The organism is Streptomyces montanisoli (genome assembly GCF_017813245.1).
Classification (GTDB): Bacteria; Actinomycetota; Actinomycetes; order Streptomycetales; family Streptomycetaceae; genus Streptomyces; species Streptomyces montanisoli.
Genome location: NZ_JAGIQL010000032.1, coordinates 41182 through 54065, shown reverse-complemented (window position 1 = coordinate 54065; position 12884 = coordinate 41182). Strand labels below are relative to the sequence as shown.

The following is a 12884-nucleotide window of genomic DNA, read 5'->3' as shown; positions in this document are numbered from 1 at the left end:
AGGCGGTGGCCGCGCTGCTCGCCGCGGCACAGCCGGCGCAGGCGAGGACGGCGATCGAGCGGCTGCCCGCGGACGTGCGGGCACGCGGCGCGTTCCGGCTCGCGGAGGCGGAACTGCTGCTGGCGGAGGGGTGGCGGCAGGCGGCGAGGGAGGTCTTCGACGCGGGGTTCGAGGTGGCCGACCTCAGGGAGGGCGCCGAGGCGCTCGGCGAGCTGTGGCGGCGGGTGGCCGGCGAGCCGCTGCCGGCCGCGTACGACTTCCGCATGCGCCCGGCCACGAACTGAGACGGGGGCGCCCGGGTATTGACTTTCTATTCATGAAACGGAACTCTGCATGACTATATGCAGAAGGCGAGCGGAAGAATGGAGAGACCCGTGGCGGACTCCCTGGTCGAGCGGCGATCCATCGACGTCGTGCCGGACGAGGAACGCCACGGCACGGCGTTCTCGCAATTCACGCTCTGGCTCGGGGCCAACCTCCAGATCACCACCGTGGTCACCGGCGGCCTCGCCGTGATCTTCGGCGGCGACGTGGTCTGGTCGATCGCCGGGCTCCTCGCCGGCAACCTGCTCGGCGGCGCCGTGATGGCGCTGCACTCCGCGCAGGGGCCCCGCCTCGGACTGCCGCAGATGATCTCCTCCCGCGCCCAGTTCGGCGTCAAGGGCGCGGTGGTGCCGCTGGTGCTCGTCGTCGTCATGTACATCGGCTTCTTCGCCAGCGGCACGGTGCTGGCCGGGCAGGCCGTGGGCAAGCTCACCCACCTCGGCCCGGTGGCCGGCATCGTGATCTTCGCGGTCGTCACGGCGGTGATGGCGATCGTCGGCTACCGGATCATCCACACGCTCGGCCGGGTCGCGAGCATCGTGTGCGCGCTGGCCTTCGTCTACCTCGGCATCCGCCTGCTCCACCGGATCGACGTCACGACCGTCCTGCACGACGACCACTTCAAGCTGCCGATGTTCCTGCTGGCCATGGCGCTCGCCGCGTCCTGGCAGCTCGCGTTCGGGCCGTACGTTGCGGACTACTCGCGCTACCTGCCCCGCACCACCAGCGGGAAGGCCACCTTCTGGTGGACGCTCGGCGGCACCGCGCTCGGCTCCCAGTGGTCGATGACCTTCGGCGTGCTGGTGGCCGCGACCGCGGGCAACGCCTTCGTGGACGACCAGGTCGGCTACGTGGTGGGGCTCGGCGGTACCGGCGCGATCGCCGCGTTCCTCTACTTCGCGATCGCCCTCGGCAAGCTGACCATCAACGTGCTCAACACGTACGGCGGCTTCATGTCGATCGTCACCAGCGTGAGCGGCTTTCGCGGGCAGCGGGTGCTCTCGCAGCGCGGCCGCGGCGCGTACATCGCCTGCATCATGGTCGCGGGCACGGCCGTCGCGCTCCTCGGGCGCAACTCGTTCCTCGACTCGTTCGCCGACTTCCTGCTCTTCCTGCTGACGTTCTTCACGCCGTGGTCCGCGATCAACCTCGTCGACTACTACCTGATCTCGCGCGAGCGCTACGACATCCCCGCGCTCACCGACCCCGACGGCCGGTACGGCGGCTGGCGCGCCGTCGCGCTGATCACGTACGCCGTCGGCCTCGCCGCGCAGTTCCCGTTCCTGTCGACGAGCTTCTACACCGGCCCGCTGGTGGGACCGCTGGGCGGCGCGGACATCTCCTGGATCGCCGGCCTGATCGTCCCCGCCGTGCTCTACGGGCTTCTGGCGCGGCGCCGCGGCCCCGGCGCTACGGCTGAGGCTGCCGGTCCACGTACTCGAACACCGCGCCGTCAGGGTGCAGGGCGATGATGTTCCGCCCCGCCGGGCTGTTCACCGGGCCCACCAGGACCTGACCGCCGCCCTGCTGCACGGTGGCCGCCGTGTCCGCCACGTCCTTGACCGCGATCGTCGCGCTCACCCTGCGCAGCACGTCGATCTCCGCCGGCGGCCCGCTCATCAGCAGGAAGCAGCCGACCGCGGCGACGGACACACCCCCGCGCTCCGAGCGCATCGCCCGCGCGCCGGTGAGGCGTTCGTAGAACACCACGGCCCGGTCCAGGTCGTCGACGTAGATGCGCAGCGTGGTCCCGAGGATCTCCATGCGGGCCAGGTTAGTTGGAGATCGCCCCCCTCACACCAGGCAGCGCAGCTCCACGTGCGCGCAGACGAAGCAGGCGTCCGGTGACTCGCCCCAGGCGCGCCACGCCCGAGCGATCCGCGCCAGCTGCTCGCGTGTGCCCTCGCCGGTGGCCTCCACCCGGTCCGCGTAGGCGGGCGCCAGGGTGCGGTCCGCCCACAGCCCGCTCCACCAGGCGCGCTCGCCGGCGCTCGCGTAGAACCACGTCGAGGCCGACGGTGCGATGTCCGCGAACCCGGCCTCGCGCGCCCAGGACAGCAGGCGGCGCCCGGCGTCGGGCTCGCCCCCGTTGGCCCTGGCCACCCTGCGGTACAGGTCGAGCCACTCGTCGAGGCCGGGCGGCTGCGGGTACCAGCTGAACCCGCCGTAGTCCGCGTCGCGCACGGCGACGACGCCGCCCGGCCTGCACACGCGGCGCATCTCGCGCAGCGCCTGCACGGGGTCGCCCACGTGCTGGAGCACCTGGTGCGCGTGCACGACGTCGAACGAGTCGTCCGGGAAGTCGAGGCCGTGGACGTCCGCGACCGCGAACCTGACGTTCTCCAGGCCCGCGTCCGCGACCGTGGCGCGTGCCGCCGCCAGCACGTCGGCCGACGCGTCGACGGCCGTCACCGTGCCGGGCGCGACGAGCGCCGCCAGGTCGGCGGTGATGGTGCCGGGGCCGCACCCGACGTCCAGCAGCTCCTGCCCGGCCCCGAGTTCGGGCAGGAGGTACGCGGCCGAGTTCTCCGCCGTGCGCCAGCGGTGCGAGCGCAGCACGGACTCGTGGTGCCCATGGGTGTACACGGCGGTCTCTCTGGCCATCGGACAGCTCCCCTTGTCGCGCGGTCGCGTGATGCTGCCACCGTAGGGCCGTTCTGGATGGCGAGACAGAACGTTTCAAAATGCGGACACCAAAGTGCGGACGCCCTAGAAGGCGGACGCCGCCAGGACCTGCGGACGGTAGACCGTCAGCGCCTCCACCGCCTTGTCGAGCACCAGCTCCTCCGGCGCCGCGGCCACCTCGCCGTCGTACGCCAGGGACGTGCCGGGCGCGAGCCCGCCGATCCGCACCCGCCGCATCCGCTCCGCCGCGTGCACGGGCGACTTGCTCAGCGGCCCGGACAGCGCCGCCGCGAGCAGCCTGAGGCCCGGCAGCCGCCCGCCGTGCACGATCCGCACGTCGAGCAGCCCGTCGGCCAGGTCGTGCCTGCGCCCGGGCGTCGGCCCCATCCGCTGGTAGATGTTGTTCCCCGCGAACAGCAGCCACAGCGACCGGTGCTCGCCCTCGAACTCGGCCCGCAGCTGGTGCGCGCCCCGCAGCGTCTCCAGCGCTGCGAGCACGCCGGCGGGCCAGCCGCCGATGCGCGGCGCCCAGCGCTCGCGCACCCGCACCAGCTCCGGGTAGACGCCCAGGCTGAACGTGTTGAGGAAGTAGCCGTGCGCCGCGCCGCCGGGACCCGGCGTGAAGCGTCCGAGGTCCACCCGTACCGCGTCACCCTCCGCCAGCGCACGGCACGTGTCGTGCGGCGACTCTATGCCCAGGTCGTACGCGAAGTGGTTGAGCGTGCCGCCGGGGAACACCGCGAGCGGCACCCGGTGCCGCACGGCGACCGCTGCCGCTCGGTTGACGGTGCCGTCGCCGCCGAGCACGCCGAGCGCACGGCAGCGGCCCGCCGCCTTCTCCAGCTCCCCGTCCACCTCCTCGGGCGCGCACTCGACGAGCTCCGCACGCGGCAGCGCGTCCGCCACCAGCGACGCCAGCTCCGACGACCCCGACGACCGGTTCACCACGACCACCACGCCCTCGCCGCCCGGCAGCCGCGGCGCCTGTGCGAACGGCCTGCCGGGCGAGGGCATCTGGGAGCGCGTCGGCACGAGGCCGCGCACGGCGAGCGCGGCGCCCACGCCGAGCGCGGCGCCCGCCACCACGTCGCTCGGGTAGTGCACGCCCGTGTAGATCCGGGAGAACGCGACGGACGCGGCCACCGGCGCCACCACCGCGCCCCACCCCTTGGACTCCAGTGCCACGCCTGCCGCGAAGGCCGCGGCCGACGCCGCGTGCCCCGAGGGGAACGACGTCGTCACGGGCTGCCGGCTCAGCCTGCGTATCACCGGCACCTGGTCGAGTCCCGGCCGCTCGCGCCGCGCCGCGTGCTTGATCACCGTGTTGACCGTCGCCGAGGCGAGCGTGAGTGACGCGAGCCCGCGCGCGGCCGCCCTGCGCGAGCGCGCCCCGCTGCCCAGTGCCGCGATGCCGGCCGCCGCGCCGAGCCACAGCAGCCCGTGGTTGGCCGCCGTGCTCAGCCGCGGCAGGACCGGCTCGGCGCCGGGCCAGTGCCGCGTGGCGGCGAACCGGAAGACTCGCCTGTCCGCATCCGCGAGCAGGCTCGCGAGCCGTGAAGTGTCTGCCATGGGCGTCCGTCTACCCCGAGCACGGCCGGGTAGCCCGGCGTGCACCGGGGGCGCCACGTGGGTAGCAGGGAAGCGGGGCGCAACCCGGTGGGACTTTCCGAGGAGCAGGTCATACCGAATCTCTATATAAAGGTCATATGGCCTCAATGGCGGGGCGATGGCGGGCGGTCGCGGGCCACGGCCCGGGTCAACCCCGCGCGGGCGTCCGGAGTCCGACACCACGGGGACCGGCCGAAACCGCCGCATGCGGCCCCGCCGCTGAGCACACCGGCCGCCGCCCCGCCGCCCGCCGTGGCGCGACGGCCAGAACGACCGCACGGAACGGAGTCCTCGTGAAGGAGACGACCCACCGGCACGAACAGCGCCCCCGCCACGCGGTCGGGGACGCCGCGGTACGCACGGGAGAGCGGCCGCCGGCCCCGCGCCCGATCGGCGAGCACCGCCGCCACTGGCCCAGATCCTTCGCCGACCGGCTCACCGCCCCGCTCCCCGGCGTCGTGCAGTACGCCCGTTTCGTCAGGGACGGGGCAGTGCGCCCGGGCCGCGACGGCCTGCGCGACATCCCGCGCCTGCCGTTCGCCCCTGCCCCGCTGCCCCCCACGGGCGCCGGCGACCTCTCCGTCACGTGGGCCGGCCACGCCAGCTGGATCGTGCGCATAGCCGGGCTCACGATCCTCACCGACCCCGTCTGGTCGCGGCGCATCCTCGCCACGCCCGCCCGCGTCACGCCCGTCGGCGTCCGCTGGGAGGACCTGCCGCCCATCGACGCCGTCGTCATCAGCCACAACCACTACGACCACCTCGACACGCCCACCCTGCGGCGCCTGCCGCGCCACACCCCGCTGTTCGTGCCCGCGGGGCTCGGCCGCTGGTGCAGGCGGCGCCGGTTCGCCCGCGTCACCGAGCTCGACTGGTGGGAGGGCGCCGAGCTGCGCGGCGCCGGCGGCAGGACCGTGCGGTTCGACTTCGTCCCCGCGCACCACTGGTCCAAGCGTTCCCTGACCGACACCTGCCGCAGCCTGTGGGGCGGCTGGGTGATCAGCGACTCCGACGGGGCCCGCGTCCACTTCGCGGGCGACTCCGGGTACGGCGACTGGTTCGCCCAGATCGGCCGCCGCCACCCCGGCATCGACGTGGCACTGCTGCCCATCGGCGCCTACGAGCCGCGCTGGTGGCTGCGCGCCGAGCACATGGACCCGGAAGAGGCGGTCCAGGCCTGCCAGGACCTCGGCGCGGCGCGCATGGCCCCCATGCACTGGGCCACCTTCGTCCTCTCCTCCGAGCCCGTGCTCGAACCCCTGACGCGCGTGCGCGCGGCCTGGGAGCGCACCGGCCGCCCGCGCGACGAGCTCTGGGACCTGCCGATCGGCGCGTCTCGCGTCCTCACCGTCAGGCCCACCGCCCGGGCGGCCTGAGCCGCCGCACGCACGTCAGGGGCCTCAGGCGCGCCGGCCCCTGCCCTCCTCCCGGGTGTCCGCCGCCCCGCCCGTGCCTGCGGAAGGCGCCGTGGACGGCCGCACCCTGCGCCAGAGCGCCGGTGCGGCGGCGAACACCACGGTGAGGCCCACCGCGGTGGCCACGCCCTGCCAGGGGCGCGGGAACAGCGAGCCGCCCAGGATGCCGATGAGCTGGTACGTCGCCGCCCAGGTCAGGCACGCCCAGACGTCGCCGCGCGCGAACGAGCGCATCGGCCACTTCGCCAGCAGGCACGCCAGCATCACCGGGATCCGCCCGGCGGGCACCAGGCGCGACAGGACCAGCACCGCCACGCCGTGGTCGGCGAGCTTCTCCTGCGCCTGGGCGAGCTTGTCGGGCGGCGCGTGGTCGCGCAGCTTCGCCAGCCATTTGGAGCCGTTCTTCGAGCCGACCCCGCGCCGGCCCAGCCAGTACAGCGCCATGTCGCCGAGGAACGCGGCGGCCGACGCCACCAGGAACGTATAGAGCATGCCGAGCGGATCCGACTGATGGAACGCCACCACCGCCGCCGAGCTGACCACCGCGCCCGTCGGCACCACCGGCACCAGGGCTCCCAGCGCCACCAGGAGGAACACGGAGGGGTAGCCGACCGCTTGCTGCGTCGACTCGCCGGGTATCCGCGGCGCGACCGTGAGGGCGTGCGCCAGCAGCTGGCCGGTGCTCATGGCGCCACCCGCGTCCGCGCGCTCTCGCCGTGGTGCAGCAGGTGCACCGTGACGCCGGGTGCGGCGAGCTCCGCCTCGCGCACGAACTCGGTGCCCGGCGTGTGGAACTCGTGCGGGCGCACGCCGTCGAAGCCGATCGGCCAGTACGTGCCGTAGTGCACGGGCACCGCGTCGGCGGGGGCCAGCCGGGCCAGCGCCTGCGCGGCGCGCACCGGGTCGAGGTGGTCGGAGCCGAGTCCTGGCCCCCAGCCGCCGACCGGAAGCAGCGCCACGTCCACGAGGCCGACCGCCTCGGCCATGCCGTCGAACAGCCCCGTGTCGCCCGCGAAGTACGTGCGCGACTGCCCGCTGATCACGTAGCCGAGGGCGGGGGAGAGGTGCGGGCCCACCGGCAGCCGCCTGCCGTCGTGGTGCGCGGGTACCACCCGCACCCGCACGGGACCGACCGCCACCTCGTCGCCCGGCGCCACCTCCCTGATGCGCAGACCGCGCGGGTTCCTGCGGGCGTCCAGCCGCCGCAGCGCGGGCACGGAGCGCACGGCGCCACGCGGCACCACCAGCAGCGTGCCGGGGCTGAGCCGGGCGAGGGAGCGCACGTGCAGGTGGTCGGAGTGCAGGTGAGAGATGAGCACCGCGTCGGCCACCGCCGCGTCCGCCGTCGGCAGCGCGCCCTGCCTGCGCCGCAGGTGGGCGAAGCGGCGCACGAACAGCGGGTCGGTCAGCAGCCGCACCCCCGAGTCCTCGACCGTGCAGGTGGCATGACCCCACCAGGTGATGACGGCTCCCACGGGCGACCTCGGCTTCTTCTGTGCGGGCACGGCGGACGTGGCCCTCAGCGTACGAGGCCGCTGTGTCACCCTGGGGCCGAGCCCGTCGGAGCAGCCGTGGGCCGGACGGAGGTGCACGGGCCGTGGCGCAGCGAGGCCGATGGCGTACGGCGGGCAGGGCGCTGCTGCGCGTCGTCACGGTATGGGCCGTGTCCACGCTCACGATGCTCGCGCTCGCCGGGATCCTGCCCGACTTCAGGCTCCAGTCGTCCGACGGCGACAGCGCCACCAGGACCGCGATGACCGCCGCCTGGGGCGCGGGCGCGTTCGGGCTGCTCAGCGCCCTGGTGTGGCCGCTGCTCGTGCGGGCGCTGCTGCTGGTGCCCGCTCTCCTGCTGGGCCTGCTCGTCTTCTTCCTCAACGGCTCGCTGCTGCTGGTCGCGCTGGGGCTGATCCCTGACGGGCGCGGCGATGCGGGCCCCGAGACGGCCGTGGTCGTCGCGGCGGTGATGTCGGCGGTCGCCTCGGCCACCTCCACCGCGCTCGCCGCGGGCGACGAGGGCGCGTACCCCCGCAGGCTCTCCCGCGCCGCCGGCCGGCGCAGACGCAGGAGCGGCGAGCTCTGCGGCGAGGGCGGCCCGCCCGGCACCGTCTTCGTCCAGCTCGACGGCGTCGGCCACCAGGTGCTGGTGGAGGCGCTGGCCGCGGGGCTGCTGCCGCACATCGCCGCGTGGCTCGGCCCGGGAGGCACGCACCGGCTCACCGCCTGGCGCACCGACTGGTCGAGCCAGACCGGCGCCAGCCAGCTCGCCATCCTGCACGGCACCAACCACGACGTGCCCGCCTTCCGCTGGTACGAGAAGGACACCGGCAGGACGATGGTCAGCAACCGCCCGGCCAGCGCCGTCGAGCTGCAGCGCCGCGCCGTGCGGCGCACCGGCGACGGCGGGCTGCTCACCGTCGACGGCGCGAGCCGCGGCAACCTGTTCAGCGGCGGCGCCGACCAGCTCGCCCTCGTACTGTCCATGGCCGCGCGGCGCGGCCGCTCCAACCGCTCGCGCGCCGGGTACTTCGCGTACTTCCGCGACCCCGCGTTCGCCGTGCGCACGGCCGTGTCGTTCGCCGTCGAGGTCGGGCGGGAGATCTGCCAGTCCACGCGTGCCCGGCTGCGCCACGTACGTCCCAGGGTCGGCCGCGGCGGGCTCTACCCGATGATCCGGGCCTTCGCGACCGTCGTGGAGCGCGACGTCGTCGTCGCGGCCGTGATGGACGACATCCTCGCGGGCCGGGCCGCCGTCTACGCGGACTTCGTCGCCTACGACGAGGTCGCCCACCACTCGGGCCCGCGCAGCAGGGACGCGCTGCGCGTGCTCGCCCGGCTCGACCGGTGCGTCGCCACGATCGCGCGTACCGCCGGCTACGCGCCGCGCGACTACCACCTCGTCCTGCTCTCCGACCACGGCCAGAGCGCGGGCGAGACCTTCGAGTCGGTGTACGGCCTGACGCTCAGGGACCTGGTGCGAGCCGGCTGCGGCCTGCCCGTGCCGCGCAGGGCCGAGCGCACCAGGAGCGGCGCCGAGGCGCGCTATGCCGCACGCCACGCCGTGCGCACCGCCCTGCACAGGCCCGTGGGCGAGGGCACGACGGAGGAGGGCGCGGCCGCCGACACGGACCCGGTCGTGCTGGCATCGGGCAACCTCGGCCTCGTCTCGTTCCCCGACGTGCCGGGGCGGATGAGCCGCGAGCAGATCGACGGGCGCCACCCCGCGCTGCTGCGCACGCTCGCCGACCACCCGGGGATCGGCTTCCTGCTGGTGCGCAGCGAGGAGCACGGCGCGCTGGTGCTCGGCCGGGGCGGCGCCGAGGTGCCGCTCGCCGGGCTCGCCGACGGCCGGGGACCACTGGCGGGGTTCGGCCCCGGCGCCGCGGACGCGATCCGGCGCACCGACACCTTCCCGCACGCGGCGGACATCATGGTCAACTCGGTGTACGACCCGGACACCGGGCGCGTGCACGCCTTCGAGGAGCAGATCGGCTCCCACGGCGGACTCGGCGGCGAGCAGTCCCACGCCTTCCTCATCTCGCCCCGCGCGCTGTCCCCGGCGGTCCCCGCGGGGGACACCACGGGACTCGTCGGCGCCGAGCAGGTGCACCGGGTGCTGCGGCGCTGGCTGGGCGAGTGCACCGGGCCCCAGGTGCCGCTGCCGGTGGCGCGCACGGGCGCGGATCAGCCGGCGGCCGACGGCCGGACGGCCCCCGCCGGGCCCGCAGTACCCGCCGTACCCGCCGTACCCGCCGTACCCGCCGACCGAGGAGAGAACGGACGCCCCGTGGGGAAGCAATGAGAGCGGAGGGGGCGTGGGCACGGCGGCCCGCGGCCCCTCCCCTCGCAGGCGCGCCGACGGGGTTTATTCGGTGCGGCGGTCGGCCACTCGGGGGCAATGCCTGGTTCGGCCTTGCTCGGCCACACGGGGAGCAATGCCGGGTTTGGCATGTTTCCGGATGATATACCGGCATCGCTGCCGACTCATTGAGGTGACCATGCGCCTGCTTCTCATCCATCCGAGCGCCCTGATGTACTCGGAGATCTTCCTGCGGCTCGAACCCCTCGGCCTCGAGCGCGTCGCGGGCGCCGCCCGCGAGGCCGGGCACGAGGTCCGCGTCGTCGACCTCCAGGTCCTCACCGTCCGGGCGCTCGCCCAGGAGGTGCGCTCCTTCCAGCCCGAGGCCGTCGGCATCGGCCTGAACTACCTCGCCAACATCCCCGAGGCCCTGGACATCTCGCACGCCGTCAAGCGCGAGGTGCCCGGCTGCTTCGTCTTCCTCGGCGGCCACAGCGTCTCGTTCGTCGCGGACGACGTCCTGGAGCAGTCGCGCGGCGCCGTCGACGCCGTGCTGCGCGGCGAGGGCGAGCCCGCGGTCGTCTCACTGCTGGAGGCCCTGCGCGACGGAGGCGGGGTGGAGGGCGTTCCCGGCGCCGTCACCACCGACGGCCGGGGGCCCGCGCCCGTCATGCTGCACTCCATCGACAGCCCGATGCCGGCCCGCGACCTGATGCGCCACCGCCGCAAGTACTTCATCGGCGAGCTGGACCCGTGCGCCTCCATCGAGTTCACCCGCGGCTGCCCCTGGGACTGCTCCTTCTGCTCCGCCTGGACGTTCTACGGCCGCAGCTACCGCAAGGCGTCGCCCGAGGCGGCCGGCCACGAGATGGCGAGCATCAAGGAACCCAACGTCTTCATCGTGGACGACGTGGCCTTCATCCGCCCCGAGCACGGCCACGCCATCGCCGACGAGCTGGAGCGGCGCAAGATCCGCAAGCGCTACTACCTGGAGACGCGCGCCGACGTGCTCCTGCGCAACGAGGAGGTCTTCCAGCGCTGGGCGAAGCTCGGCCTGAGCTACATGTTCCTCGGCATGGAGGCCATCGACGCCGAGGGGCTCGACCTCTACCGCAAGCGCGTCAGCCCGGACGACAACTTCCGAGCCCTCGAACGTGCCAGAGCGCTGGGCATCGACGTCGCCATCAACCTGATCGTGGACCCCGCCTGGGACGAGGAGCGCTTCCGCGTCGTGCGCGAGTTCGCCCTCGCCGTGCCGGAGATCGTGCACCTCACCGTGATGACGCCGTACCCGGGCACGGAGATCTGGCACACCGAGGCGCGCCGGCTGACCACCCGCGACTACCGCCTCTTCGACATCCAGCACGCCGTCGTCCCGACGACGCTGCCCCTGGACGTCTTCTATCGCGAACTGGTGCGCACCCAGGCCGTCATCAACCGCAAGCACCTCGGCCTGCGCACCGCGTTCGGCGCGCTGCGCGTGCTCGGCGGCAATCTCGCGCGCGGGCAGACGAACTTCGCCTCCATGCTGTGGAAGTTCAACCGCGTCTACAACCCCGACCGGCAGATGGCCGACCACCGCCGCGCCGTGCGCTACGAGCTGCCGCTGCCGCCGGTGCGGGAGGCCGCGGCCACGGACATCGGCGACCGGCGCAGGCTCTACGTCCACACCCGGCCCGCGCCCGGGAAGGCATCGGAACGCGCGGCGGGCAAGGCCGCCGCCCCGGAAACCGCCTCCCCGAAATCCGCCGCTCCGGAACCCGCGGAGGCGGCACCCGAAGCCGGAACGGTCTGAGCGCGGGGCAGGTCAGCGGCCCGGCGGCCGGTCAGCCCGGCCGCCGGCCGGAGCCGGCGGGCCGCCGGGCACCGTCCAGGACCCGCCGCGGGTCGTCGAACTCCGCCTGCCGGGCGACCATGCGCAGGAACGCGCGCTCGTTGCCCGAAAGGCCGGCCGCGCCGAGCGCCGCGTCCGCCTCCGCGAGGGGGACGGCGAGCAGGCCACCGGCTTCCGGTGGCTCAGGCTCGTCCCCCAGCACCGCACGTACCGCCGCGAGCAGGCGCAGGTAGGCGCGCGCCGCCGCTCGCTCACCCTGCTCACCGGCCGCGGATGCGGCCACCGCCGTGGAACGCGCGGTCGTCTCTGTCATGTCGGCCCCCTGGTGTCGTGACGTCGAGGATCTGTCGGTCACTCAAGTCTTCACCCTGGGTCTGACAATGGCGTGGCGCCGCGTTCACCCGTCCACGAGTATCCCGTCCCGCAGGCGCGTGAGGATGCGGCTGAGCAGGCGCGACACGTGCATCTGGGAGACGCCGAGCTCCGCGCCGATCTGGGACTGCGTCATCTCGCCGCCGAAGCGCATCCGCACGATCCGGCGCTCGCGCTCGTCGAGCTGTTCGAGCAGCGGGGCGAGCGCGTGCAGGTTCTCGACCTTCTCCATGGCGGGGTCGTCCTCGCCGACCACGTCGGCGAAGGTCCTTGTCGAGCCGCGCGCGTGCGACTCGTCGCCCGCGGGCATGTCGAGCGACCCGGCCGTGTAGCCGTTGGTCGCGACCAGGCCCTCGACGACGTCGTCCTCCGGCAGGTCGAGCAGCTCGGCCAGCTCCTTGACCGTCGGGTCCCGGTCGAGGCGTGTGGCCAGCAGCTCCTTCGCCTTGGCCAGCTCGACGCGCAGCTCCTGGAGCCGGCGCGGCACGTGCACGGCCCAGCTGGTGTCGCGGAAGAAGCGCTTGATCTCGCCCACGATGTAGGGGACCGCGAAGGAGGCGAACTCGACCTCGCGCGTCAGGTCGAACCGGTCGATCGCCTTGATCAGCCCGATGGTGCCCACCTGGAGGACGTCCTCCATCTCGCCACTGCCGCGGCTGCGGAAGCGGCCGGCCGCGAACCGCACGAGGGACTGGTTCATCTCGATGAGCGTGTTGCGGGCGTACTGGTACTCGGGCGTGCCCTCTTCGAGCACCCGCAGCCGGTCGAAGAACGACTTCGACAGCTCGCGCGCGTCGCGCGGGGCGACCTTGCCGGGATCGGCGATCTCCGGCAGTCCGGTCGCGGTCGTCGCCTCCCCGCAGGAAACCGGGGGAGTGCTGGTGGCCATACAACTCACCTCTCAGCAGCG

The 12884-nt window shown here is 73.9% G+C and carries 11 protein-coding genes and 1 pseudogene; 5 read left to right on the top strand and 7 right to left on the bottom strand.

The features are described 5' to 3' along the window. A pseudogene (locus JFN87_RS10935) lies at nt 1-284 on the top strand (DUF5107 domain-containing protein); the annotation flags it as partial. A gap of 78 nt (nt 285-362) precedes the next feature. Further along, nucleotides 363-1796, top strand: coding sequence for a purine-cytosine permease family protein (locus JFN87_RS10930; RefSeq protein WP_209339789.1), 1434 nt, complete (start codon nt 363-365; stop codon nt 1794-1796). Here JFN87_RS10930 and JFN87_RS10925 read toward each other — a convergent pair. The 3 genes from JFN87_RS10925 to JFN87_RS10915 form a co-directional block, all read right to left on the bottom strand. Beyond that, nucleotides 1735-2088, bottom strand: coding sequence for a VOC family protein (locus JFN87_RS10925; RefSeq protein ID WP_209339788.1), 354 nt, complete (start codon nt 2086-2088; stop codon nt 1735-1737). The genes JFN87_RS10930 and JFN87_RS10925 overlap by 62 nt on opposite strands. Nucleotides 2089-2118: 30 nt before the next feature. Next, the gene (locus JFN87_RS10920) at nt 2119-2928 is read right to left on the bottom strand and encodes a methyltransferase domain-containing protein (RefSeq protein ID WP_209339787.1); all 810 of its coding nucleotides are present in this window, start codon (nt 2926-2928) and stop codon (nt 2119-2121) included. 105 nt (nt 2929-3033) lie between these two features. Continuing rightward, nucleotides 3034-4518, bottom strand: coding sequence for a bifunctional phosphatase PAP2/diacylglycerol kinase family protein (locus tag JFN87_RS10915; RefSeq protein ID WP_209339786.1), 1485 nt, complete (start codon nt 4516-4518; stop codon nt 3034-3036). Nucleotides 4519-4850: 332 nt separating this feature from the next. Between JFN87_RS10915 and JFN87_RS10910 the strand changes: the two genes are divergently transcribed. Next, nucleotides 4851-5933 carry an MBL fold metallo-hydrolase gene (locus JFN87_RS10910; RefSeq protein WP_307865398.1) on the top strand — a complete coding sequence of 361 codons (1083 nt, stop codon included), beginning with the start codon at nt 4851-4853 and terminating at the stop codon, nt 5931-5933. A 24-nt stretch (nt 5934-5957) separates the two neighbouring features. On the opposite strand, the gene JFN87_RS10905 is transcribed toward JFN87_RS10910, so the two are convergent. Further along, a complete protein-coding gene (locus tag JFN87_RS10905; protein WP_209339785.1) occupies nt 5958-6659 on the bottom strand; it encodes a DedA family protein in 702 nt (233 codons plus the stop codon). After that, on the bottom strand, nt 6656-7447 hold the full coding sequence (locus tag JFN87_RS10900; RefSeq protein ID WP_209339793.1) for an MBL fold metallo-hydrolase: 792 nt from the start codon (nt 7445-7447) through the stop codon (nt 6656-6658). The genes JFN87_RS10905 and JFN87_RS10900 overlap by 4 nt, the downstream gene beginning before the upstream one ends. Before the next feature lie 203 nt (nt 7448-7650). Between JFN87_RS10900 and JFN87_RS10895 the strand changes: the two genes are divergently transcribed. Continuing rightward, a complete protein-coding gene (locus tag JFN87_RS10895) occupies nt 7651-9771 on the top strand; it encodes an alkaline phosphatase family protein (RefSeq protein WP_245179194.1) in 2121 nt (706 codons plus the stop codon). 196 nt (nt 9772-9967) lie between these two features. Next, a complete protein-coding gene (gene hpnR, locus JFN87_RS10890; protein ID WP_209339784.1) occupies nt 9968-11563 on the top strand; it encodes a hopanoid C-3 methylase HpnR in 1596 nt (531 codons plus the stop codon). A gap of 31 nt (nt 11564-11594) precedes the next feature. Here hpnR and JFN87_RS10885 read toward each other — a convergent pair whose 3' ends face one another. Continuing rightward, the gene (locus JFN87_RS10885) at nt 11595-11915 is read right to left on the bottom strand and encodes a hypothetical protein (protein WP_245179177.1); all 321 of its coding nucleotides are present in this window, start codon (nt 11913-11915) and stop codon (nt 11595-11597) included. An 84-nt stretch (nt 11916-11999) separates the two neighbouring features. Then, nucleotides 12000-12863, bottom strand: a complete 864-nt coding sequence (locus JFN87_RS10880) for an RNA polymerase sigma factor SigF (protein WP_209339783.1) — start codon at nt 12861-12863, stop codon at nt 12000-12002. Between the last annotated feature and the right edge of the window lie 21 nt (nt 12864-12884).

Excerpts from the sequence above, each read along its gene's own strand:
- JFN87_RS10930 (WP_209339789.1), top strand. The coding sequence starts at position 363 with ATGGAGAGACCCGTGGCGGACTCCCTGGTCGAGCGGCGATCCATCGAC.
- JFN87_RS10925 (WP_209339788.1), bottom strand. The coding sequence starts at position 2,088 with ATGGAGATCCTCGGGACCACGCTGCGCATCTACGTCGACGACCTGGAC.
- JFN87_RS10920 (WP_209339787.1), bottom strand. The coding sequence starts at position 2,928 with ATGGCCAGAGAGACCGCCGTGTACACCCATGGGCACCACGAGTCCGTG.
- JFN87_RS10915 (WP_209339786.1), bottom strand. The coding sequence starts at position 4,518 with ATGGCAGACACTTCACGGCTCGCGAGCCTGCTCGCGGATGCGGACAGG.
- JFN87_RS10905 (WP_209339785.1), bottom strand. The coding sequence starts at position 6,659 with ATGAGCACCGGCCAGCTGCTGGCGCACGCCCTCACGGTCGCGCCGCGG.
- JFN87_RS10895 (WP_245179194.1), top strand. The coding sequence starts at position 7,651 with ATGCTCGCGCTCGCCGGGATCCTGCCCGACTTCAGGCTCCAGTCGTCC.
- hpnR (WP_209339784.1), top strand. The coding sequence starts at position 9,968 with ATGCGCCTGCTTCTCATCCATCCGAGCGCCCTGATGTACTCGGAGATC.
- JFN87_RS10885 (WP_245179177.1), bottom strand. The coding sequence starts at position 11,915 with ATGACAGAGACGACCGCGCGTTCCACGGCGGTGGCCGCATCCGCGGCC.
- JFN87_RS10880 (WP_209339783.1), bottom strand. The coding sequence starts at position 12,863 with ATGGCCACCAGCACTCCCCCGGTTTCCTGCGGGGAGGCGACGACCGCG.